Below are 24636 nucleotides of genomic sequence, written 5' to 3' on the forward strand. Positions count from 1 at the left end.
TCTACCGGCCACGATCGATAGATCACGCGGTATGGGTCCCTGCGTGCGCAGGGACGACACCAGTTTTGCCGCTACTTCATCAATCCCGCTGCGGTCAGCGCGCGGGTGATGATCTGGCCGAGATCGAAGCTGCGGGCCTGCTCGCGCTTCGGCTCGGCCGGCTGTTCGGCGATCGCCGCGCGGATCGAACGGGCGAGATGCGGCGCGGGCGAGAGCCCAGGCTTGGTTGCCGGCTTGCTTACAGGCTTGGCTGCCGGCTTGGTTGCCGATTTGGCTTCCGCCTTGGCAGCGTCTGCAATCCAGTCGGTGAGGCCGAAGAACTTAGCGATGTGATAGGATGAGGAGATCCCGGCTTCGATCAGGAAGGCGCCTTCGACGCCATAGCGCTGATCGTTGTCGGCAAGGCCGAGCGGCGTGCCGTGCGCCATGTCGGTGATGGCAAAGGATTCGACCAGCGTCTCGCCGTCCTTGCCCCACCAAGCCTGGCGCGGATAGCCGTCGACGATGGTCTCCGCCATCGGCGTTTCAGGCAGATCGTGCAGATCGAGCCATTGCTTGACGATCTCGTTGGCATTGCCCGGATTGACGGTGCGGTCGGCACTGCCGTGCCACACCGAGATTTTCGGCCAGGGGCCGCTATGATCGGACGCGTTGCGCACGAGATCGCCGAGCTCGCGCGCCGGGCGCATTGGGGAATGAAACATCCCGTCGAGCGCCTCGCGCAGGTTCATGGCGATGCCGTAGGGCAATCCGGCAATGACCGCGCCGGCCGCGAAGATCTCCGGATAGGTCGCGAGCATCACCGACGTCATGCCACCGCCGGCGGAGAGACCGGTGATGAAGATTCGCCTGGGATCGATGCGATGCGCGCCGACCATGTGCGCGATCATCTCGCGGATCGAATGCGCTTCGCCGCTGCCCCGCGCAATGTCTTCGGGATTGAACCAGTTGAAGCAGGTGTTGCCGTTGTTGATGCGCTGCTGCTCGGGCATCAGAAGCGCGAAGCCATAGTGCTCGGCCAGCGTCGACCAGCCGGCGCCGAGATCGTAGGCTGCTGCGGTCTGGCCACAGCCATGCAGCACGACGACGAGCGCGCGCGGCTTCTGCAACTGCTCCGGCACGAACGCGAACATGCGCAACGCTCCGGGATTGCCGCCGAAATCCGCGACCTCCTGCAACGGACTGGGTGCGTCCGCGCCGCGGCCGAGCTCGGCGAAGCGCAGACCGTCCAGCCTGGGCAGACGTCTCAACAGATCGATATTTTTGGCGAGTGACACGGCAACTTCCTGGTGGGCGACATTCAACGTCCAGCCAGACCAGATAGTTGCTGCATTGCAAAATAAAAAGACCGTGCGCTGTCAATCCGGCGAAAATCCCCGGAAATCCCGCGGAAACTCGCACGCATTAACCGCATTGCCTCAACTTCATGCAGGCGCACGACGCTGGCACGACAAAAATGCGGCGCAGATCATGATTAATGTCACAAACAGCACAAGCGAGACCAGGAATCCTGCGCGCGTTGATTGCAACGCTTCGACCGCGAAGAACACCGCGCCGATTGCGGCCACTCCGGCCGCATTTCCGATCTGCGCAATGGTGCCGTACATGCCGGAGGCCGAGCCTGCAGCGACGGGCTTCACGGTCGAGAGCACCGCGCCGGAAAGCGGGGCCATCACCAATCCCTGTCCATAGCCGAAGATGATCATGGTGAGCGCGAGCAGGAGCGCCGACGGTGCGTCGACGCAGCCTGCGACGAGCGCGAGCGCGGCGAGGCCCGCGACCTGAATCGCGCATCCCTCGATCAAGACCTTGCTGCCGCGATGCCGCGCCCGCACGCCGCTATGACGCGACGCTACGACGAAAGCGAGCGCCAGCGGGAGGAACGCCATGCCGGCCGCGAGTGGCGGGATCTTCAGGCCCCGCTGCATGAACAGGGTCATGACGAGGTAAAAGGAGAGATTGGCGAAGAAGAAAAAGAAGGCGGCGCCGAGCCCGCGCAGGAAAGCGGCGTCCGCCAGCAGCGCCAGGTCGATCAGCGGCATGCCCGCGCGCGCGACGGCGCGCTCCAGCCGTGGGAATGCGGCCAGGATGACCCCGCCGAGCGCCATCACCGCCCACAGCCAGGGCGCCCAGCTGACATCGTGACCGAACAGCAGCGGGCCGATCAGGCACAGCAGCCCTGCGAACAGGACCACGCTGCCTTTGATGTCGAGCCGTGTCCCTGACCGCCGCGGCGCCGACGGCATGATGCGCCAGGCGGCAACTGCAATGACGAGGCCGCAGGGCACGTTGACGAAGAACACCGAACGCCAGCCGGTGCCGGCCAGATCAACCGTGATCAAGAGGCCGCCGAGCAGGAAGCCCGCAGCGCCGGCAAGCCCGAGCACGATGCCGTAGACGGCGAAGGCGCGGCTGCGCTGGCCGTCCGTGAACAACAGATGCAGCGTCGCCAGCACCTGAGGCACCATCAGCGCGGCGGTCGCGCCCTGCGCCAGCCGGGCGATGATCAGCTCCGCGCCGGATTGCGCGAGGCCGCACCACAGCGATGTCAGGGTGAAGCCGAGCACACCGGTGAGGAATATTTTTTTGGTGCCATGGATGTCGCCGAGCCGGCCGCCGGTGACGACCAGCGTGGCATAGGCGATCAGATAGATGGCAATGACGGATTCGATCTGCGCCGGAGTCGCCTTCAGCTCCGCCGCAATGGTGGGAATGGCAACGTTCACAATGAAGGCATCGACGCCGAACATGAACTGGGCGGCGACCACGATCGCCAGCACCCACCAGCGGCGGGTCGAATCGATCGGCCTTGTGACGATTTGATGCATCGGTCCAGGTCCCTGAAGACGCGGCCGATGATTTCAGATCGTTTGCAGCGCCGCGATTACCTCCGAGGTAGGACTCCGCGCTTCCTTCATTCGAAGGCGCGACCCTTCGCCTCTCCCCGGAAGCGGGGAGAGGGAAAAAACACGCATGCCTGCATTCCGTCGCGCGGGACACCGCGCGATTGCGTTCGTGCCATCAGGCACGTAGCCTTGTCGCCTCAACAAACAGAAAATCAAAGCCGGAGAAAACGTCATGGCACGCCTGAAGTTCGGAGCCTTCCTTGCCCCGCATCACCCGATCGGGGAGCATCCGATGCTCCAGTTCCGGCGCGATCTCGACCTGGTCGAGCAGCTCGATGCGCTCGGTTATGACGAGTTCTGGTGCGGCGAGCACCATTCATCCGGCTGGGAGATGATCGCCTCTCCGGAGATGTTCCTGGCCGCGGCCGGCGAGCGCACCAAGCGGATCAAGCTCGGCACCGGCGTGGTGTCACTGCCCTATCACCATCCCTACAACGTCGCCCAGCGCATGGTGCAGCTCGACCACATGACCGGCGGCCGCGCCATCTTCGGCTCAGGCCCCGGCGCGCTCGCCTCCGACGCGCATACGCTCGGCATCGACCCGATGACGCAGCGCGACCGCCAGGACGAGGCGATCGGCGTGATCCGGCGCCTGTTCAACGGCGAGCGCGTCACGGCGAAGAGCGACTGGTTCACCATGAACGACGCCGCGCTGCAGATCCTCCCCTTGCAGGAAGAGATGCCGTTCGTCGTGGCCTCGCAGATTTCGCCCTCTGGCATGACGCTCGCGGGCAAATACGGCATCGGCATCATCTCGCTGGGATCGATGACGACGCAGGGCCTGATGTCGCTGCAGCAGCAATGGCAGTTCGCCGAGGACGCCGCCAAGAAGCACGGCACGAAGGTCGACCGTGCCGACTGGCGCGTGCTCCTGACCTTCCACATCGCCGAGACCCGCGAGCAGGCGCGCCGCGAGGCCGGTGCCGGGCTGATGCGCTGGCACAACGAATATAATGTCGGCACGCTGCAGCGGCCGGGCCTCACCGCATTCTCCTCCCCGGATGAGGCCGTGGACAAGACCGCCTTCGTCGAGGGCGCGGCCTCCACCATCGGCACGCCCGACGATCTCGTCAAAACCATCAAGAACGTGATGCAGGTGTCGGGCGGGGTCGGCGCCATCATCGGCTTCGTGCACGACTGGGCCAATCCGGAAGCGACGCGCCGTAGCTGGGACATGGTGGCGCGCTACGTCGTGCCTGAAATCAACGGTTATATCGACGCCCTGCGCCGCTCGCAAAAATTCGTGATCGAGAACCGCGCGATCTTCGAGCGCGCGGGTCAGGCGGTGATGGCCAAGATCATGGAGAACGAGAAGGCCGCCGAGGCGCTGAAGGTGACCGGCCCGGGCCGTGTCGCCATTCCCGCCGTCAACGCCCCGGATCTGCAGAAGGAAGCGGCGAAGCGGTAGGACGGATCCACTCGTCGCCCCCGGGCGCGCGCAGCGCGAGCCCGGGGGAGACGATGTCGCCTGCGGTCATTTGCGCCAGCAAGCGTCGCATCACCGGGCCTGGATTGTGCTACGCTGGAAGCGCCCGCCAACCGGAGCAATCGTCATGTCGATGCAGAATGTGGCCGCAACGGCGCCCGACTACACCGCGCCCAAGCGTAACGCGCTGACGCACATTCCCGGCGACGAAGGCTGGCCGATCATCGGCAAGACCTTGCAGGTGCTGGCTGATCCCAAGGGCCATATCGAGGCGAACGGCGCCAAATACGGTCCGGTCTACCGCACCCATGTGTTCGGCGAGACCAATGTCGTGCTGCTCGGGCCGGAGGCCAACGAGCTCGTGATGTTCGATCAGCAGAAACTGTTCTCCTCGACCCACGGCTGGAACAAGGTGCTCGGCCTGTTGTTTCCGCGCGGCTTGATGCTGCTCGATTTCGACGAGCACCGGCTGCACCGCAAGACGCTGTCGGTCGCGTTCAAGTCCGGGCCGATGAAATCCTACCTCGCCGATCTCGACCGCGGCATCGCCGCGCGGGTCGCGCAGTGGAAGGCCAAACCCGGGGAGATGCAGCTCTACCCGGCGATGAAGCAGCTCACGCTCGATCTCGCCGCGGCCTCGTTCCTCGGCGCCGACATCGGGCCTGAGGTCGACGAGATCAACCGCGCCTTCGTCGACATGGTCGCGGCCGCCGTCGCCCCGATCCGGCGCCCCCTGCCCGGCACCCAGATGGCTGCCGGCGTCAGGGGCCGCAAGCGCATCGTCGCCTATTTCCGCGAGCAGATCCCGCTGCGACGCGGCAATCACGGCGGCGACGATCTGTTCTCGCAGCTCTGCCGCGCCACCCATGAGGACGGCGCGCTGCTGTCCGAGCAGGACATCATCGACCATATGAGCTTCCTGATGATGGCGGCGCACGACACCCTGACCTCGTCGCTGACCTCCTTCATCGGCGAGCTCGCCGCCAATCCGGACTGGCAGGACCGGCTGCGCGCGGAAGTTCTCGCGCTCGGGCTTGCGCCGGGCGCGCCGAGCAGCTTCGACGATCTCGAGAAGATGCCGCTGTCGGAGATGGCGTTCAAGGAAGCGTTGCGGATCAAGCCGCCGGTGCCCTCGATGCCGCGCCGCGCGATGCGCGATTTCACCTTCAAGGGCTTCACGATTCCCGCCGGCACCGCGGTCGGCGTCAATCCGCTCTATACCCATCACATGAAGGACATCTGGCCGGAGCCGGACCGCTTCGATCCCATGCGTTTCACCGACGAGGCCCAGCGCGGCCGCCACCGCTTCGCCTGGGTCCCGTTCGGCGGCGGCGCGCATATGTGCCTCGGCCTGCACTTCGCCTACATGCAGGCGAAATGCTTCGCGCGGCACTTTTTGCAGAACATCGAGGTGTCGCTGGAGCCGGGCTACAAGCCGGACTGGCAGATGTGGCCGATCCCGAAACCGCGGGACGGGTTGAGGGTGCGGGTGAAGGCGGTGTGACTTTCTCGTGCCCCGGACGCGGTGCGGCGCGAAGTGCCGCTCCGCAGAGCCGGGGCCCATCTCCCCAAGCGCAATGTGCCCCAAGATCCCCGGGTCCCGGCTTTGCGCAGCAGCGCAAGCGCTGCAGCGCGTCCGGGACACGAGACCTATCGGCTACCCCTGATCGAACGCCTTGCGCAGGGCCACATAGCCCTGCTGCTGCTGGCTCCAGTTGCGGCCGCCGGTCATGGCGCCGTCGACGACGAGATCGTGGCCGTTGATGAAGCTGGATTCGTCGCTGGCGAGGAACACGGCAGCCTGGGCGATGTCGTCGGGCAGGCCGGCACGTGGGATCGGCTGCGCGGTCTTGTAGACCTCGCGCATCACCGCCGGCGTCTTCTCCGCGGCGTCGGTCGACAGCCCAAGTGCCTTGCCGAAAATGCCGGTCGCGATCGCGCCGGGCGAGATCGCGTTGACGCGCACATTGGACTCGCCGAGCTCCATTGCCACGCATTTGGTGAGATGGATCACCGCCGCCTTGGCCGCGCTGTAGACCATCGAGGAGGAGAAGCCGGCGAGGCGGCCGGCGATGCTGCCATTGTTGATGATGCTGCCGCTGCCCTGCTTCTTCATGACGGGCGCGGCGTGCTTCATGCCGAGCATGACGCTGCGCACCAGCGTCGCCATCGCCGCATCGAAACGCTCGACTTCGAGGCCCTCGATGCCGCCGGTCTGCGCCGGGCCGCCGGCATTGTTGAACAGGCAATCGATCCGGCCGAACTTGTCCACGGCGAGCGCGATCAGAGCCTGCATCTGCGCCTCGACCGTCACGTCGGTCTGGCGGAAGATGCAAGTCTGCCCGAGCCGCGATGCCAACGCCTCGCCTTCCGGTATACGCCGGCCCGCGATCACAATTTTGGCACCTTCGGCAACGAAGACTTCCGCGGTGCGCAATCCGATCCCGCTCGTCGCTCCCGTAATCACCGCAACCTTGCCGTCCAGCCTGCCCATGGAATGTTCCTGTTTTCGAACGATTTGATGCCAAATGGCGAACATCGGCCGCTGCCATCGCCGCGCCGGCTAGTATCCCTGCCCGTCTCCGGCAAGGCAAGCTATGCTTGTGCGGACGGTTTGCGTAACATCCTGATGGGCCGCTCGATTTTCGAACGCATATCGCAACTGGGCTGCGCATGGGGAAGCTGATCGAGGAATTCCGCAGGGGTTGGCAGGGTGCGGCGCCACCCTCGCTCGGTCTGAGCATTGCCTTTGCGGTGGCCTGCCTATTGGTTGCGACGCTGGCGCGCTGGGCGCTCGCCCATGTGCGGCCCGACGTCTACTTCACCCCTTACTTTCCGGCCGTGTTCTTTGCCGCGGCGTTCGGAGGCTTCCGGATCGGGATCGTGACCGCGCTGGTCGGCGGCGTGCTCGGCGTCATCGTGAATTTCGGCGATGCCTTTGCCGATCGCGCGCGGTTTGCCCTGCTCGCGCTCTATTGGGCGGTCTGCGCGCTCACCATCTGGGGCGTCGAGCACTATCGCACCATGCTGGCGGAGCAGCGCCGGATCTCCAAGAGCCTGACCGAGGAAGAAGAGTATCGCAAGCTGCTGGTCGACGAGCTGCAGCACCGGCTGAAGAACAAGCTGTCGACCGTGCACGCCGTGCTGCACCAGGTGCTGCATGACCAGCCGCTGGTCTGGGCCCGCGTCGATCCGCGGCTGCGCTCGCTGGCCGCGACCGACGATCTGATCTCACGGATCGACAAAGCCGGCTGCGACATCCGCGATCTCCTGATCTCGGAGCTCGGCCCTTACGGGCATGTCCGCTTCACTCTCAATGGCGAGCGGCTGTTCCTGCCGCCGAAGCTCGCGGTCACGCTGTCATTGATGTTTCACGAGCTCGCCACCAATGCCGGCAAGTACGGCGCATTCTCCTCACCGCGCGGCCTGCTGCAGGTGTCGTGGACCGTCAGCGACGATCGCCTGACCATCACCTGGGACGAAACCGAGGGACCGAGCGTGGACAAGGTCTCCGAGCCCGGCTTCGGCACCAAGCTGCTGAAATCGGCGCTGTCGGCCTTCGACGGCAGAACCGAGATCTCGTATTTGAAGACCGGGCTGCATTGCATCATGCAGTGCCGGATCCCGCGAAGCGAATAGCATCGCGCTCCAAGCGAAAGCGCACCCGCGTCGTCGCCGCCCTTTCTCGTGCGCTGTTGACCCTCTGTTAATGACGATCGTCAGCACGCGCCGCCTTGTCCCAGGTTTCCTTCAAAACACCCCCGTATTTCTCCGGAGCCCTTAACCAAACTTAAGAGGGAACCGCGCAAGATCGCGTCCATTGCAAAGGCGCGCTGAAACAACAAGATTCATGACTTCTATGAACGACAACAGATATTCCGGCGCGAGCGAAGCCGAGCTCGGGTTTCTCAAGGAAATCGTTAGAATGCTGCCGGCCGGCCTGACCGTGCAGGACGCCCATGGCGAGCTTTTGCTGGTTAACGACGCCGCGGCCGCGCAGCTCGGCATGGACGGCAGCCGTCCCTCACCGGATCTCGCGCCGCGCCGCGAGGCCTGTCGCCGGGCCCTGAGCGCCGGCCAGGCCGTCGTCACAGAGGAAGCGCTTCACGGCGGCGCCACGCGCCAGGTGCTGCTCACGACCCATCGTCCCGTTCGCCTCGCCGGACGCGAGCTCCTGATCTCGGCATCCTCCGACATCACCGAGCAAAAGAATTTCGAGGACCAGCTGTTCCGCTCGGCCTATTTCGACGAGCTGACCGGATTGCCCTCGCGGCGCGTGATCGAACATCGTGCCAACAATTTGCTTGCGGAGAACAGCGGCGGCGAGCGTTTCGCACTGGCCTTCCTCGACGTCGACAATTTCAAGCACATCAACGACTATTACGGCCACGCCGTCGGCGATGCGCTGCTGGTCGAGCTGTCGAAGCGGCTCGGACGCGACTTGCGCGATTCCGACATGCTGTCGCGCATTTCCGGCGACGAATTCCTGCTGCTGCTGTCGCCGATCCAGAGCCTGGAAGAGGTCGCCGAATTCATGCAGTCGACGCTCGAGCGGCTGACGGCACCGTTCTTCATCGAAAATTCGGAAGTCTTCGTCTCGACCTCGGTCGGCGTCAGCATGTATCCCGATCACGGCAGCAGCTTCGAGACGCTGCGACAGAACGCCGACATCGCGATGTACCGCGTCAAGAACGACGGCAAGGGATCGGCGGCCTTCTTCGACTCCAGCATGGAGCGAGAGGCATTGGCGCGGACGAAGATCGAGCAATCGCTGCGGCTCGCCATCCTGGAGAAGCGCTTCTGCTGCGCCTTCCAGTCCAAGGTCGACATCCGCACCCAGGCCGTGAAGGGCATCGAAGCCTTGGTGCGCCTGCGCGACGACGAAGGCGTGATCCAGGCACCCGGCTCGTTCATCAATCTCGCCGGCGAGCTCGGCTTGATCGACGAGCTCACTCACCTCGTGCTCGCCGAAATCGTCAGATCGATCGATCCGATCAACGACACGTTCGGCGCCGACGCGACCATCAGCATCAACGTCGCCGCCAAGCAGGCGGGCAACCCCGAATTCATGCGCAGCTTCGCGCGCGCGCTGGAGGAGACCGGTTTCCCCCAGCGCTTCATGATCGAGGTGACGGAAGACGCCTTCGTCGCCAAGAGCCACTTCCAGGCCGAGATCCTGCCGATGTTCCGCAAGCTCGGCGTCGGCATCTCGATCGACGATTTCGGCACCGGTTACTCCTCGCTCTCGGCGCTGGCCGACATCACCGCGGACGAGATCAAGATCGACCGCTCCTTCATCACCGACATTCATAAGCGCCCGCGCAGCCAGGGCATTTTGCGCGCGATCGAATCCTTGAGCGAAGCGCTCGGCATGACCGTGATCGCCGAAGGCCTCGAATCCTACGAGGAGCTCGCCTATCTCCAGGCCGCGACCAAGATCCGCTACGCGCAGGGCTATTACTTCTCCCGTCCGATCTTCCTGGAAGAGCTGAAGCTGGCAACGCCTGCGTCCAGCGAGTCGCGCGCCAGCGTCGCGACCCGACCGATGCAGCAGAACCGCCAGGGCTATTCGCGCGCGAGCGGGTATCGAAGGTAGGGCGAGAGCGGCGCTGCAATCTCGATGGACTGGATGCCCCGGTCAAGCCGGGGCATGACAGCGGGGAATGGAGCGGCGCCTCAATGCCCATTTCCCGCTTTGAAATCGCTGCCCTTTTGCTAATACACGAGCGGACTTCCCGTGGGATATGTCATGTCCGCTTCCGCCTCGATCAGTGATCCAGCCTATCTCCGTGCGCGCGCGATGGAGACGCTGTTCGAACGGCTGGAACAGCTGTGCGAGGGCGCCATTGCGATCGACCGCGGCGGGCGGGTCGTCTACGTCAATGAAAAATATCTCGCGGCACTCGGCCTCAAGCATACCTTCGAGGCGATCGGCCGCCCGATCGAGGAGGTCATCCCGAACAGCCTGATGCGGAAGGTGGCCGAGACCGGCGAGCCGATCCTGCTCGACATCATGGAGCTCGGCGGCGAGCAGCTCGTCGTCACCCGCATGCCGATCGAGGACGAGAACGGGACGGTGATCGGCGCGATCGGCTTCGTGCTCTATGACCACCTCGAAAGCCTGAAGCCGCTGCTCGCCCGCGTCGCCCAGCTCGAGAGCGATTTGCGGCTGGCGCGGCGGCAATTGTCCAACGCCCGCGCCGCGCGCTTCACCTTCGCCGACTTCGTCGGCACCACGCCCGGCATCGCGCAGGCCAAGCAGCTCGCCAGCCGCGCCGCGCGGCAGAGCGTCACCGTGCTGCTCACCGGCGAGACCGGAACGGGCAAAGAGATGCTGGCGCAGGCGATTCACAATGCCTCCTCGCGCGCCGAGAAGCCGTTCGTCAGCGTCAATGTCGCCGCGGTTCCGGAGACGCTGATCGAGTCGGAATTTTTCGGCACCGCGCCCGGCGCCTATACCGGCGCCGACCGCAAAGGGCGCGAGGGAAAATTCCGGATCGCCGACGGCGGCACGCTGTTTCTCGACGAGATCGGCGAGATGCCGCTGCAATTGCAGGCCAAGCTGCTGCGCGTGCTGCAGGAGCGCGAGATCGAGCCGCTCGGCTCGGACAAGATCTCCAAGGTCGATGTGCGCGTGGTCGCGGCGACCAATGTGGACTTGCGCAAGCGGGTCAGCGACGGCGCGTTCCGCGCCGATCTCTATTATCGGCTGAACGTGCTCTCGATCGACCTGCCGCCGCTGCGCCAGTGCCTGGACGATCTCCCGGAGATCAGCGCCCGGCTGCTGGAGGAGATCAGCGCATCCGGCGACTACGTCAAGGCCAAGATCACGCCGAGCGCGCTCGCCGCGCTCGCGCGCTATGACTGGCCGGGCAACGTTCGCGAGCTCCGCAACATCCTGGAGCGGGCGCTGATCCTCAGCGATTCCGGCCGGCTGACCGGTGACGATTTCGCGCGGATTCTTCCCGTCGGCACCGAGGTCAGGTCCGCAACATCCGAGCGCCCGGCCGGCCTCGTCGTGCCCTACGCCGAGGCCGAGGCCGAATTCGAGAAGCACACGCTCGAACAGGCGCTCGCCGCCAGCAACGGGCAGATCACCGAGGCCGCCAAGATGCTGCGGATCTCGCGCGCGACCTTCTACAAGAAGCTCGCCAAATTCGGCCTCGCCACAGGGCCGGCCTCCGTCTGAGTTTCGAGACACGGGATTGTCCGGAGTCTCGGATTCCTGACACGGCGTCGCGCCCCTCTCGCTGTCCGCAAATGCGGAAATTGCCGTGTTTTCAGCCAAATTGCGCAAACCATCCGCATCTGGCGCGGACCTTGCTCTTCGCTTTGCACAATGACGCATGCTGCACATGCGCATTCGCAAACAGGGAGGACGCAAGATGAGTGAAGCGATCTCGGTCCATCAGCTTCAGGCGAGACAGCCCTCGCACGTCACGGTCGCCACCGCGAGCCTGATCGGCACCGCCATCGAGTGGTACGATTTCTTCCTCTACGGCACTGCCGCGGCGCTGATCTTCAACAAGCTGTTCTTTCCGACCTTCGACCCCATGATGGGAACGTTGCTGGCGTTCGCCACCTACGCGCTCGGCTTCATCGCGCGCCCGCTCGGCGGCATCGTTTTCGGCCATTACGGCGACAAGATCGGCCGCAAGACCATGCTGTACCTGACGCTGCTGATCATGGGCGTGGCGACCGCGGCCATCGGCTTCCTGCCGACCTACGAGACCGCCGGCATCTGGGCCGCGATCCTGCTCGTCGCCTGCCGGCTGATCCAGGGCTTTGGCCTCGGCGGCGAATGGGGCGGCGCGGTGCTGATGGCGGTCGAGCATGCGCCTGCGGACAAGAAGGGTTTTTACGGCAGCTGGCCGCAGCTGGGGGCACCGCTCGGCCTCGTCCTCGGCACGCTGGTCTTCTCCGTGGTCTCCGCCACGCTGACCGACGCGCAGCTCTATGCCTGGGGCTGGCGCATCCCGTTCCTGTTCTCGATCGCGCTGGTGCTGGTCGGGCTGTGGATCCGCTTCACCATCGCGGAATCACCGGAATTCCAGAAGGTCAAGGACACCAAGCAGGAAGTGAAGATGCCGATCCTCGAGGCCATCAGGATGTATCCCAAGAACATCCTGCTGGCGATGGGCGCGCGCTTCGCCGAGAACGGCTTCTTCTACATCTACGCCACCTTCGTGCTCGCTTATGCCACGCAATCGCTCGGCATGAACAAGCAGGACATGCTCAACGGCGTCTTGATCGGCGCCGCCGTCGAAACTTTCACCATCCCGGCGTTCGGCGCGCTGTCCGATCGCGTCGGGCGGCGGCCGATCTACATCTTCGGCGCGGTGTTCTCGGCGCTGATGTCGTTCCCGCTGTTCATGCTGCTTTCGACCAGGAACCCGCAATATGCCTGGATCGCGATCGTGCTCGGTCTCGCCATCGGGCACGCCGCGATGTACGGGCCGCAGGCGAGCTTCCTGTCGGAGCTGTTCGGCACCAAGGTGCGCTATAGCGGCGTCTCGCTCGGCTACAACCTCGCCTCGATCTTCGCCGGCGCGCTGTCGCCGCTGATCGCGACGGGGTTGATGACGGCCTATGCGCCGGCAACCTGGCCGATCTCGCTCTACATGATCGCGCTCGCGCTCATCACCGTGGTGTCGGTCTATTTCGCCACCGAAACACGCAAGATAGTTCAGGGCTGAACGGCCTGATCGTGTCGTCCGTCGAGAGGAGCACGCTGTTCCAGCGCTGCTCCTCGCGATAGGATCAAGCAACAACGGCATACGGTCGAAAGGATCGGGAGGACCACCGTGAGCCATCATCCAGCTCTGCCCTACCTACGCAATTCCGAGAAAGGCAAGGTCGTCACGGCCGCCGAAGCGGTCATGCTGATCCGCGATGGCGACACGGTGGCGACCGGCGGCTTCGTCGGCATCGGCTTTGCCGAGGAGATCGCGATCGCGCTGGAGGAGCTCTATCTCTCGCACGAGGGCGACGCGCCCTATACGCAGGGCAAGCCGCGCAATCTGACGCTGGTCTATGCGGCCGGCCAGGGCGACGGCAAGGATCGCGGCCTCAATCATTTCGCGCATGAAGGCCTGGTCCGCCGCGTGATCGGCGGACATTGGGGGCTTGCGCCGAAATTGCAGCAGCTCGCGATCTCAGGCCAGATCGAGGCCTACAATTTGCCGCAGGGCGTCATCACGCATCTGTTCCGGGACATCGCCGCGCACCGGCCCGGCCATGTCACCCGCGTCGGCATGGGCACGTTCGTCGACCCCCGGCAGGGCGGCGGCAAGCTCAATGCACGCACCACCGAGGATCTGGTCGAGCTGATCACGATCGGCGGCGAGGAGTGCCTGCTCTACAAGACCTTTCCGATCAACGTCGGCATCATCCGGGCCACCACCGGCGACCCCGACGGCAACCTCACGATGGAGAAGGAGGCGCTGACGCTGGAAGCGCTCGCCATCGCCATGGCGGCGCATAATTCCGGCGGCATCGTCATTGCCCAGGTCGAACGCGTCGCCGAGGCCGGCAGCCTCAATCCGCGCCAGGTCAAGATTCCCGGCATCCTCGTCGACTGCGTCGTGGTGGCGAAGCCCGAGAATCACTGGCAGACCTTCGGCACCCAATACAATCCGGCTTTCTCGAGCGAGATCCGGGTCCGCGCCGCCTCGCTGCCGGTGATGCCGGTCAGCGAGCGCAAGATCATCGCGCGGCGTGCCGCCCTCGAACTCAAGGCCAACAGCGTCGTCAATCTCGGCATCGGCATGCCCGAGGGGATCGCCTCAATTGCCAATGAGGAGCGGATCATCGATCTCATCACGCTGACGGCGGAGCCCGGCGTGATCGGCGGCATCCCCGCGAGCGGCATCGATTTCGGCGCGGCGATCAACACGCAGGCGGTGATCGACCAGCCCTATCAGTTCGACTTCTATGACGGCGGCGGGCTCGATGCCGCCTTCCTCGGACTCGCCCAGGTCGATCGCGCCGGCAACCTCAATGTCAGCAAGTTCGGGCCGAAGCTCGCGGGCGCCGGCGGCTTCATCAACATCAGCCAGAACGCCAAGGAGGTCATCTTCGTCGGCACCTTCGGCGCGGGTAAGCAAAGTATCTCGGTGAACGACGGCAAGCTCGTCATTCTCGACGAAGCCAAGTCGCGCAAATTCGTGGATCACGTCGAGCATGTCACCTTCAGCGGCCCGTTCGCGGCCGCGCGCAAGCAACGCACCCTGTATGTCACCGAGCGCTGCGTGTTCGAGCTCAGGCCCGACGGGCTGGAGCTGACGGAAATCGCGCCCGGCATCGACATCGAGCGCGACATTCTACGCCTGATGGATTTCAAGCCGTTGATCCCGCGCGATCCAGGGCTGATGGACGCACGCATCTTCCGCGAAGGCCTGATGGATCTGCGCGAGCGCCTGCTCACCATTCCGCTCGACCAGCGCTTCACGCTGGACGAGCAGCAGAACCTGTTCTTCGTCAATCTGGAACGCTACCCGCTGCGCAGCAGGGCCGAGATCGACACCATCGCTTCCATCGTCGAGGCCAAGCTCGCACCGCTGGGGCGGCGGGTCTACGCCATCGTCAATTATGACAATTTTTCCATCCTGCCGGAGTTGATGGACGATTATTCAGCCATGGTGCGCAGCCTCGTCGACCGCTTCTATTCCGGCGTGTCGCGCTACACCACGTCGGGCTTCCTGCGCATCAAGCTCGGCGAAGCCCTGGAGAAGCGCGGCGTCGCGCCGCATATTTTCGAAAGCGCCGACGAAGCGCAGTCGGATCGGCGTCAGGCCGAGGGAGCCGGCAATACGCGGCCGGCCCAAAAATGATGCATGTTCGAGTGGCCGACACGCTCGGCCGGAAGGATCAATTGCAATGTTCGTAGTGTTGTGCAAATCGCTGCTGCCGAGAAACTTTGAATCAGGAGGGACCATCGTGCGTCGATCACTCATCATAACAACAACCATTCTCGCACTCGCCACGGGGACCTCCGCGCGAGCCGACGATCTCAAGGTCGCGCTGATCTACGGCAAGACCGGTCCGCTCGAGGCCTACGCCAAGCAGACCGAGACCGGCCTGAAGATGGGCTTTGAATACGCCACCAAGGGCACGATGACGCTCGACGGTCGCAAGATCGTCATCATCACCAAGGACGACCAGGGCAAGCCGGACCTCGCCAAGGCCGCGCTCGCCGAAGCCTATCAGGACGACAAGGCCGACATCGCGATCGGCACCACATCGTCGGCCGCGGCGCTCGCCATTCTCCCGGTCGCCGAGGAGAACAAGAAGATCCTGATCGTCGAGCCCGCCGTCGCGGATCAGATTACCGGCGAGAAATGGAATCGCTACATCTTCCGCACCGCGCGCAACTCCTCGCAGGACGCGATCTCCAACGCGGTCGCGATCGGCAAGCAGGGCGTCACCGTCGCGACGCTGGCGCAGGACTATGCTTTCGGCCGCGACGGCGTCGCCGCCTTCAAGGAGGCGCTCGGCAAGACCGGCGCGACGCTCGCTGCGGAAGAATATGCTCCGACCAACACCACCGACTTCACCGCGGTCGGCCAGCGCCTGTTCGACGCGCTGAAGGACAAGCCGGGCCGCAAGGTGATCTGGGTGATCTGGGCCGGCGCCGGCAATCCGCTGGCCAAGCTCCAGGACATGGACCCGAAGCGCTACGGCATCGAGCTCTCCACCGGCGGCAACATCCTGCCGGCGCTCGCGGCCTATAAGGGCCTGCCCGGCATGGAAGGCGCGACCTACTATTTCTACGAGATCCCGAAGAACCCGGTGAACGACTGGCTGGTGGCCGAACACCAGAAGCGCTTCAACGCGCCGCCGGACTTCTTCACCGCGGGCGGCTTCGCTGCCGCGATGTCCGTCGTCGCCGCCGTCACCAAGGCGAAGTCGACCGACAGCGAGAAGCTGATCACGGCGATGGAAGGCCTGGAGTTCGACACGCCGAAGGGCAAGATGGTGTTCCGGAAAGAAGATCATCAGGCGCTGCAGAGCATGTACGCGTTCAAGGTCAAGGTCGATCCGAACATCGCCTGGGCCGTGCTCGAGCCGGTGCGCGAGCTGAAGATCGAGGACATGGACGTCCCGGTCAAGAACAAGCGCTGAGTCGTCTTGCTTCACCTCTCCCGCTTGCGGGAGAGGCCGGGAGAGGGTTTTCCTCTTGGGGATTTCCCCGTTGCGGAAGCACCCTCTCCCCCGCCCTCGCCCGCAAGCGGCGGAGGGAGCGCAGCGCGCCCGCGGTTAAAGTCTTCGTCCACATCATTCGCCCGACATCACATGCCCCTCACCCTCGAAACCCGCGACCTCACCATCCGCTTCGGCGGTCACGTTGCGGTCAACAACGTCTCCTGCACGTTCCGTCCGGGCGAGCTCACCGCGATCGTCGGGCCGAACGGCGCCGGCAAGACCACTTATTTCAACCTGATCTCCGGCCAGCTGCGCGCGTCGCACGGCAGCATCCTGTTCGACGGCACCGACATCACCCAGCAGTCCGCGCCGCTGCGCACCCGCGCCGGCCTCGGGCGCGCCTTCCAGCTCACCAATCTCTTTCCGAACCTCAGCGTGGAAGAGAACGTGCGCCTCGCGGTGCAGGCGGCGAACGGCACCCATTACGACATGCTGCGGCCCTGGATGGTGCGCCGCGACCTGATCGCGCGCGCCGACGCCATCCTCGACCAGGTCGCGCTCGGCGGCCGCCGCGGTGTCGCCGCAACCGCGCTGTCGCATGGCGACCAGCGCAAGCTCGAGGTCGCGCTGATGATCGGGCTGGAGCCGAAGGTTTTCATGTTCGACGAGCCGACCGCCGGCATGAGCATCGACGAGGTGCCCGTCGTGCTCAACCTGATCGCGCAGCTCAAGCAGGACAAGAGCAAGATCATTCTCCTGGTCGAACACAAGATGGACGTGGTGCGCTCGCTCGCCGACCGCATCATCGTGCTGCATAACGGCCAGCTCGTCGCCGACGGCCCGCCTGCCGAGGTGATCGCCTCGCCGATCGTGCAGGAGGCCTATCTCGGCGTCGCGCCCAAAACCGCAGCGAGCGTCGCATGACCGATTTGCTCGAGCTTTCCGGCGTGCACACCCATATCGGCCGCTACCACATCCTCCAGGGCATCGATCTCACTGTTCCGCAAGGACAGGTCACGATGCTGCTCGGCCGTAACGGCGCCGGCAAGACCACGACGCTGCGCACCATCATGGGGCTGTGGCAGGCTACAAGCGGCGAGATCAGCCTCGGCGGAATGCGCATCGAAAGCCACGCCACGCCCGACATCGCACGGCTCGGCGTCGGCTACGTGCCGGAGAGCATGGCGGTGTTCTCGGATCTCACGGTGAAGGAGAACCTCGTGCTGGCGGCGCGCGACGGCCCGCTGGACGATGCCCAGCTCGACTGGATCTTCGGCTTCTTCCCGGCGCTGCGCCGGTTCTGGCTGTCGCGCGCGGGAAGTCTCTCGGGCGGACAAAAGCAGATGTTGTCCATCGCCCGCGCCATCATCGAGCCGCGCAAGCTGCTCTTGATCGACGAGCCGACCAAGGGCCTGGCGCCCGCGATCGTGATGGCGCTGATCGAGTGCCTGAAGGAAATCAAACGCAAGGGCGCCACGATCCTGCTTGTCGAGCAGAATTTCTTCGCCGCCCGCGAGCTCGGCGACAATGTGCTGGTCATGGACAACGGCACCATCGTCCACCGCGGCGCGATGGCGGCGCTCGCCGCCGACGTGCCGCTGCAGGAGCGGCTGCTCGGCCTGAGCCTGGAGACACATCAGTGACTGAACTCGCCGCAACCGATCCCCTGCCGAAGCCGAAGCGCGACATCGCGCCGATCCTGCTGCCCGTCGCGCTCGCGCTTCTCATGATCCCGCTGATCGGCTCGACCTCCTCCTGGCTGACGCTGACGGCGGCAAGCCTTGCGATGGGCATGATGATCTTCATCATGGCCTCCGGGCTGACGCTGGTGTTCGGCCTGATGGACGTGCTCAATTTCGGCCACGGCGCCTTCATCGCCGTCGGCGCCTATGTCGCGACCCTGGTGCTGGCGCCGTTCGCGGCCTCGATGCAGGCCGATTCGCTGTGGATGAACCTTGCGGTGCTGGCACCGGCCGCGCTGCTCTCGATGGCGGTGTCGGGCGCCCTCGGCCTCGTGGTCGAGCGCGTGCTGATCCTCCCCGTATACGGCCAGCATCTGAAGCAGATCCTGATGACGACGGGCGGCCTGATCGTCGCCGAGCAGACGATGTATGCGCTGTGGGGACCGCAGATCATTCCGATGCCGCTGCCGGCCTCGCTGCGCGGCTCCTTCATCTTCGGCGACGTCGCGATCGCCAAATACCGCGTGCTGGCGATGCTGATCGGCCTTGCCGTCTTCATCGCGATCCAGCTCGTGCTCAATCGCAGCAAGCTCGGCCTTCTGATCCGGGCCGGCGTCGAGAACCGCGAAATGGTCGAGGCGCTCGGCTATCGCATTCGCCGGCTGTTCCTCGGCGTCTTCATGACCGGATCGGCGCTCGCCGGCCTCGGCGGCGTGATGTGGGCGCTCTATCGCGAACAGGTCCACGCCTCCATGAGCGACGACCTCACCGTGCTGATCTTCATCGTCGTCATCATCGGCGGCCTGGGATCGATCGGCGGCTGCTTCATCGGCGCGATCCTCGTGGCCATGGTCGCCAATTACGGCGGCTTCCTGGTGCCGAAACTCGCCCTCGTTTCCAACATCCTGCTGATGGTCGCCATTTTGATGTGGCGGCCGCGCGGCCTTTATGCGGTGACCAGCCGATGATGATTCTTTCCGGCGATCCGCCGCGCAGCCGCGTCCTCACGCTCGTCCTCGTCGTCATCATCCTGGCACTGGCGGCGACGCCGTTCCTGTTTCCAGGCGCCAAGGCGCTGAACGTCGCGGCCAAGATCTGCGTCTTTGCCGCGCTGGTCGCCTCCTATGACCTGCTGCTCGGCTATACCGGCTCGGTGTCGTTCGCCCACACCATGTTCTACGGCATCGGTAGCTACGCGATCGCCATCGCGCTGTACGGGATGGGCCCGAACTGGGCCGCGGTCGCAACCGGAATCGTCGTCGGCCTGCCGCTCGCGGCCCTGCTCGCGCTTGCGATCGGCCTGTTCTCGCTGCGGGTCGCCGCGATCTTCTTTGCCATGATCACGCTCGCGGTCGCCTCCGCCTTCCAGGTGCTGGCCTCGCAACTGTCCTGGCTGACCGGCGGTGAGGACGGGCGCAGCTTCCAGCTGCCGGAGCTGCTGCGCCCCGGCACGGTACTGATCTCGAAAAACCTGTTCGGCTTCGAGATCAACGGCCGCATCCTGACCTTCTACCTGGTGTTCGCCGTCTCGGCGCTGATGATCCTCGCACTGCTGCGGGTGGTGAACTCGCCGTTCGGGCGCGTGTTGCAGGCCATCCGCGAGAACCGTTTCCGCGCCGAGGCGCTCGGCTTCCGCACCGTGTTCCACCTGACCTACGCCAACTGCCTCGCCGCGCTGGTCGCCGCCAGCGCCGGCATCCTGAACGCGCTGTGGCTGCGCTATGCCGGCCCCGATACCTCGCTGAGCTTCTCGATCATGCTGGACATCCTGCTGATGGTGGTGATCGGCGGCATGGGCACGATCTACGGCGCGATCATCGGTGCCACCATCTTCATCCTCGCCCAGAACTATCTGCAGTCACTGATGGGCGCCGCCTCAACGGCAGCATCCGAAGCCGGCCTGCCGCTGCTGCCCGGGCTGCTGCATCCCGACCGCTGGCTGCTCTGGCTGGGGCTGCTGTTCATCGCCAGCGTCTACTTCTTTCCGACCGGCGTGGTCGGACGGCTGCGCAATCCCGCCGGCGACAAGAGCGGCGGCGCGCATTAAGCCGCCGTTAATGATGCAGCGCGGCGATTGCCGCGCACAGGGCACAACCGTCACGCGATTCCCGCTCCGCTGCATACGGACGCGATTGCGCAACTCGATTAATGCTTAGGTAACTGGCTTTCCTAAGGTTTAGGCCATTTGTGCGGTGTATTCGTGTTCCTCCAGGGAGGGGGGAATGCGCCAGGTCTTTTCCACGGTGGCAGCCGCAATGTCTCTAGCCGCAAGGAACGGCTGGGAGGTCTTGGCGCGGCGTGGTCCCGTCCTGTGGTTGACCCTGTGCGGCGTGCTCCTGGTCGCGGGCATCTTCGCCGTGACCGCCATGGCCGTCGGCGAGTTTCGCGAGCGCACCCTGACCAATCGCGAGCGCGAGCTGGAAAACACGGTGCAGCTGATCGCGCGGCACTTTGATCAGCAATTCGAGGATTCCGACGTCGTCGCCGCCGATCTGATCGGGCAGATGAACCTGGTGGAGATGACCTCGCCGGCGATGTTCCGCGAGCGCATGTCCGGACCCGCGGCGAACCAGATGCTGCGCAGCAAGATCAGCTCCGTGTCCTACCTCGGCGATATCGCGATCTACGATGTCGACGGCGAGCTGATCAACTGGTCGCGGGCCCAGCCCCTGCCCAAGATCAACGTTTCAACCCGGGCCTATTTCCAGACGTTCAAGACGAATCCGCGGTCCGAGCCGGTGCTGCTGGAATCCGTCCGCAGCTTCATCATCAACAAATGGACCACGATCGTCGCTCGCCGGTTGAACGGCCCGGACGGCACCTTCCTCGGTGCGATGGTCCGCCGGATCGATCCGGATAGCTACCAGCACTATTTCGCATCGGTCGCGCTTGCCGAAGGCACCGCCATCTCGCTGTTCGATCGCGAAGGCAAATTGCTCGCACGCTATCCGCATCGCGAGGAGCTGATCGGGCGGAGCTTCAAGGACGCGCCGCTGATGCAGAAGGTGCTGGCCCAAGGCGGCCAGCAGACGCTCCGTGGCACGAGCCCCGTCGACGGCGAGGAGCGGCTCGGCTCGGCGGCATCGCTAACACACTTCCCGCTGGTCATCCTCGCCACCAACACGACGGCCGCGGCCCTGGCGGACTGGCGGCAGCAAACCAGTTTCATGGTCACGACCGCTGCACTTTCGGCGGCCGTGATCGCGCTCATCCTCTATCTGATCATCCGGCTGATCAACCGGCAGAATCGCGAAGCGCAGGAACGCCTGGAAGCGGAGCGGCTGCGGCTCGACACCGCCTTGAACAACATGACCCAGGGGCTGATCCTGTATGACGCGGGCGGCACCATCGTCACCTGCAACCGCCGCTACGCCGACATGTTCGGCCTCTCTCACGACGTCATCAAGCCCGGCTGCCACATCCGCCAGGCGATGTATCATCGCAAGGAGTGCGGCGCGTTCGACGGCGACGTCGAGGAATTCTGTGCCGACGTCATGAGGGTCGTCGCCGAAGGCACGGTCTCCACACGCGTGCATCAGCTGGCCAACGGCCGCGCCTTCCAAGTCATCAACACCCCGCTCGCGCAGGGCGGCTGGGTCGCCACGATCGAGGACATCACCGAGCGCCGCCATCTGGAGCAGGAGCGCGATCGCAACCACACCTTCCTGCGCGAGATCATCGACCATATTCCGTCCCGGATCACCGTGAAGGACGCCCGGACGCGGCGCTACCTCCTGGCCAACCAGGTGGCCGAGGAACAGCTCGGCGAAACCAAGGAGACGATCGTCGGCAGGAGTGCGTTCGACATTTATCCGACGGACGCAGCCGAGATCATCACCCGGGACGACGACAGGGTGCTGCAGTCGCCGAACGGGCTGTTTCTGGACGAGCACGTCTGGAATACGCCGGCCGCCGGAGCGCGCTATATCACCTCGACCCGGATCGGCATCCGCGACAAGTCCGGCGAGCCGCGCTACATCATCAACGTCGTCGAGGACGTCACCGAGCGGCGGCGCGCCCACGAGAAGATCGCGCATATGGCGCATTACGATGCGCTGACCGATTTGCCGAACCGCACCCTGTTCCGCGAGCAGATCGAACGCGAGCTGGCGAACGTCGCCGGCGGCGGACAGTTCGCGCTGCTCTATATCGACGTCGACGAATTCAAGGGCATCAACGATTCGCTCGGCCACCATGTCGGCGACGAGCTGTTGAAGGCGATTGCCGGCCGTCTGCGCGGCTGCCTCAAGCAGGGCGATCTGATCGCGCGGCTCGGCGGCGACGAATTCGCCGTGATCCAGACCGCCATCCAGTCCCCTGCCGACGTGCTGTCCTTCGTGACGCGCATCTATGAAGCCATCCGCCAGCCCTATCATTGTCTCGGCCATCAGCTCTCCACGGACGCGAGCATCGGCATCGCGCTTGCGCCGCAGGACGGCACCGATCTCGACCAGCTCGTCAAGAATGCCGATCTCGCGATGTACGGCGCCAAGGGTGAAGGCCGCCGCACCCACCGCTTCTTCGAGCCGGCGATGGATGCGAGCGCCAAGGCGCGCCTGAGCATGGAGCAGGATTTGCGCCAGGCCCTGGTGAACGGCGGCTTCGAGATCCACTACCAGCCGCTGGTCGACCTGCGCACCAACGAGGTCGCGGGCTGCGAGGCGCTGCTGCGCTGGCGGCATCCCGAGCGCGGCATGGTCTCGCCGGCGGAGTTCATTCCCGTCGCCGAGGACACCGGCCTGATCAACGAGCTCGGCGACTGGGTGCTGCGCATGGCCTGCAACGAGGCCGCGACCTGGCCCGCGAATATACGTGTCGCGGTCAACGTGTCGCCGGTGCAGCTCAAATGCGACACGCTGGCGCTGCGGATCGCAGGCGCGCTCGCCGCCTCCGGCCTCGACCCGCGCCGCCTCGAGCTCGAGATCACCGAGGCCGTGCTGATCCGCGACGACGAGGCTGCGCTCTCGATCCTGCACCAGCTCCGCTCGATCGGCGTGCGCATCGCGCTCGACGATTTCGGCACCGGCTATTCCTCGCTCAGCTATCTCAAGCGATTCCCGTTCGACAAGATCAAGATCGACCGCTGCTTCGTCGCCGACATCGCGGAGACGAGCGGTGCACCCGTGATCGTGCAGGCGGTGGTGAACATCGCCGCCGCCAGCAGCATGACCACGGTCGCCGAAGGGGTCGAGACCGAGGCGCAGCGCGAGCTGCTGCGCGCCCTCGGCTGCACGCAGATGCAGGGCTATCTGTTCAGCGCGCCGAAGCCGGCCGCCGAGGTGCGCAAGCTGTTCGGCCCGAGTGACGGCCTGCCCGCAGTCTTGCCGGTGGCGGCGGTGGCCTGATGGCAAGACCCGTGAAGTCGCCAAGCAAGACGCCAAGAAGGACTTCGGACAAGACCGTCTCGAACAAGACTGTCGACGTCGCGGATTCCTATGCCGTGCGGCTGATGCAGCATCTGGTGGTGCCGACTTTCGTGATCGATCCGAGGCGCCGCGTCGTGATCTGGAACAGGGCGTGCGAACGATTGACGGGCGTCACGGCCTCGGAGGTGATCGGCACCAGCAAGCACTGGCAGGCCTTCTACGAGACCCGGCGCCCCTGCCTGGCCGATCTCGTCGCACTCGACCGGCCGGAGCGGCTTCCAGAGTTCTATTCGGAATACGCCGCGCGCGGCCATAACGGGCTCGGCTTTTCCGCGGAGAACTGGTGCACGATGCCGAAGCTCGGCAACCAGCTCTATCTCGCCATCGACGCCGGCCCGATCCACGACGAGGCCGAACACCTGATCGCCGTGGTGGAGACGCTGCGCGACCTCACCGACCAGAAGCGCGCCGAGATGGCGCTGAAGGAGCTCGCCACCAAGGACGGGCTGACCGGGCTGTCGAACCGCCGCTCGTTCGACCAGATGCTGATGAGCGAATGGGCCCGCGCCCAACGCACGCAGAAGCCGCTGGCGCTGCTGTTCGTCGACGTCGATCATTTCAAGCTGTTCAACGACCATCACGGCCACCAGAACGGCGATGAATGCCTGCGCGTGGTCGCCTCCGTCGTCAGCCGCCACGCCGTGCGCCCGCTCGATCTCGCCAGCCGCTACGGTGGCGAGGAGTTCGCGCTGATCCTGCCGGACATGGATTGCGACAGCGCCTGCGTCATCGCCGAGGAGATCCGCGGCGCCGTCATGGCCTTGCGGATCGCCCATGGCGCTGCGGGCGCGGGCGACCACGTCACCCTCAGCGTCGGCGTCGCCAGCCACATTCCCGGCGCGGTCGACGGCAGCCCCGATCGGCTGCTGGGCGCGGCCGACGAGGCGCTCTACGTCGCCAAGCGGCTCGGCCGCAATCGCGTCATCTGCGCCGAACGGGTGCTGGCCGAGTTCGCAAGCCTGGGACGGCAGGACGCAGCTGTTCCGGGCCCCTTCCGGCGCAAATCGGCCTGAGACCCATTGCGGCGAGAAGCGGTTGCTCCCCTCTCGCCA

General features: G+C 65.1%; 17 protein-coding genes. 14 read left to right on the forward strand and 3 right to left on the reverse strand.

Going from position 1 to position 24636, the window contains the following annotated elements:
- Nucleotides 1-71 precede the first annotated feature (71 nt).
- Both XH83_RS34795 and XH83_RS34800 read right to left on the reverse strand, forming a co-directional pair.
- A complete protein-coding gene (locus tag XH83_RS34795; RefSeq protein ID WP_194405060.1) occupies nucleotides 72-1277 on the reverse strand; it encodes a PHB depolymerase family esterase in 1206 nt (401 codons plus the stop codon).
- Between the two features lie 147 nt (nucleotides 1278-1424).
- Nucleotides 1425-2828: an MFS transporter gene (locus XH83_RS34800; protein ID WP_194405061.1), complete on the reverse strand. Its 1404-nt coding sequence runs from the start codon at nucleotides 2826-2828 to the stop codon at nucleotides 1425-1427.
- 250 nt (nucleotides 2829-3078) lie between these two features.
- On the opposite strand from XH83_RS34800, the gene XH83_RS34805 reads away from it, so the two are divergent.
- Together XH83_RS34805 and XH83_RS34810 are read left to right on the forward strand one after the other, a co-directional pair.
- On the forward strand, nucleotides 3079-4314 hold the full coding sequence (locus XH83_RS34805; RefSeq protein ID WP_194405062.1) for an LLM class flavin-dependent oxidoreductase: 1236 nt from the start codon (nucleotides 3079-3081) through the stop codon (nucleotides 4312-4314).
- Nucleotides 4315-4459: 145 nt separating this feature from the next.
- Nucleotides 4460-5836, forward strand: a complete 1377-nt coding sequence (locus XH83_RS34810; RefSeq protein ID WP_194405063.1) for a cytochrome P450 — start codon at nucleotides 4460-4462, stop codon at nucleotides 5834-5836.
- A gap of 153 nt (nucleotides 5837-5989) precedes the next feature.
- Here the strand turns inward: XH83_RS34810 and XH83_RS34815 are convergent, their stop codons facing one another.
- Nucleotides 5990-6826: an SDR family NAD(P)-dependent oxidoreductase gene (locus tag XH83_RS34815; RefSeq protein ID WP_194405064.1), complete on the reverse strand. Its 837-nt coding sequence runs from the start codon at nucleotides 6824-6826 to the stop codon at nucleotides 5990-5992.
- Nucleotides 6827-7005: 179 nt separating this feature from the next.
- On the opposite strand from XH83_RS34815, the gene XH83_RS34820 reads away from it, so the two are divergent.
- The 12 genes from XH83_RS34820 (at nucleotide 7006) to XH83_RS34875 (ending at nucleotide 24597) form a co-directional block, all read left to right on the forward strand.
- Complete coding sequence (locus XH83_RS34820) at nucleotides 7006-7971, forward strand: sensor histidine kinase (RefSeq protein ID WP_194405065.1); 966 nt, start codon at nucleotides 7006-7008, stop codon at nucleotides 7969-7971.
- A 220-nt stretch (nucleotides 7972-8191) separates the two neighbouring features.
- On the forward strand, nucleotides 8192-9928 hold the full coding sequence (locus tag XH83_RS34825; protein ID WP_194405066.1) for a bifunctional diguanylate cyclase/phosphodiesterase: 1737 nt from the start codon (nucleotides 8192-8194) through the stop codon (nucleotides 9926-9928).
- A 153-nt stretch (nucleotides 9929-10081) separates the two neighbouring features.
- Complete coding sequence (locus XH83_RS34830; RefSeq protein WP_194405067.1) at nucleotides 10082-11521, forward strand: sigma-54-dependent Fis family transcriptional regulator; 1440 nt, start codon at nucleotides 10082-10084, stop codon at nucleotides 11519-11521.
- A gap of 196 nt (nucleotides 11522-11717) precedes the next feature.
- Nucleotides 11718-13028, forward strand: a complete 1311-nt coding sequence (locus XH83_RS34835) for an MFS transporter (protein WP_246776382.1) — start codon at nucleotides 11718-11720, stop codon at nucleotides 13026-13028.
- A 108-nt stretch (nucleotides 13029-13136) separates the two neighbouring features.
- The gene (locus tag XH83_RS34840) at nucleotides 13137-15164 is read left to right on the forward strand and encodes an acyl CoA:acetate/3-ketoacid CoA transferase (protein WP_194405069.1); all 2028 of its coding nucleotides are present in this window, start codon (nucleotides 13137-13139) and stop codon (nucleotides 15162-15164) included.
- A gap of 106 nt (nucleotides 15165-15270) precedes the next feature.
- Nucleotides 15271-16455 (forward strand): substrate-binding domain-containing protein, encoded by a 1185-nt coding sequence (locus XH83_RS34845; RefSeq protein WP_194405070.1) that lies wholly within the window; start codon nucleotides 15271-15273, stop codon nucleotides 16453-16455.
- Nucleotides 16456-16626: 171 nt separating this feature from the next.
- Nucleotides 16627-17400, forward strand: coding sequence for an ABC transporter ATP-binding protein (locus tag XH83_RS34850; protein ID WP_194405071.1), 774 nt, complete (start codon nucleotides 16627-16629; stop codon nucleotides 17398-17400).
- The gene (locus XH83_RS34855) at nucleotides 17397-18119 is read left to right on the forward strand and encodes an ABC transporter ATP-binding protein (RefSeq protein ID WP_194405072.1); all 723 of its coding nucleotides are present in this window, start codon (nucleotides 17397-17399) and stop codon (nucleotides 18117-18119) included. Before XH83_RS34850 ends, XH83_RS34855 begins: the two co-directional genes overlap by 4 nt.
- Nucleotides 18116-19126, forward strand: coding sequence for a branched-chain amino acid ABC transporter permease (locus tag XH83_RS34860; RefSeq protein WP_194405073.1), 1011 nt, complete (start codon nucleotides 18116-18118; stop codon nucleotides 19124-19126). Before XH83_RS34855 ends, XH83_RS34860 begins: the two co-directional genes overlap by 4 nt.
- On the forward strand, nucleotides 19123-20205 hold the full coding sequence (locus XH83_RS34865) for a branched-chain amino acid ABC transporter permease (RefSeq protein ID WP_194405074.1): 1083 nt from the start codon (nucleotides 19123-19125) through the stop codon (nucleotides 20203-20205). The genes XH83_RS34860 and XH83_RS34865 overlap by 4 nt, the downstream gene beginning before the upstream one ends.
- A gap of 175 nt (nucleotides 20206-20380) precedes the next feature.
- Nucleotides 20381-23503 (forward strand): EAL domain-containing protein, encoded by a 3123-nt coding sequence (locus tag XH83_RS34870; RefSeq protein ID WP_194405075.1) that lies wholly within the window; start codon nucleotides 20381-20383, stop codon nucleotides 23501-23503.
- A complete protein-coding gene (locus XH83_RS34875; RefSeq protein WP_246776383.1) occupies nucleotides 23503-24597 on the forward strand; it encodes a diguanylate cyclase in 1095 nt (364 codons plus the stop codon). Before XH83_RS34870 ends, XH83_RS34875 begins: the two co-directional genes overlap by 1 nt.
- Nucleotides 24598-24636 lie beyond the last annotated feature (39 nt).

Origin of the sequence: Bradyrhizobium sp. CCBAU 53351 (genome assembly GCF_015291745.1) — a bacterium.
In the GTDB taxonomy this organism is placed as follows: domain Bacteria; phylum Pseudomonadota; class Alphaproteobacteria; order Rhizobiales; family Xanthobacteraceae; genus Bradyrhizobium.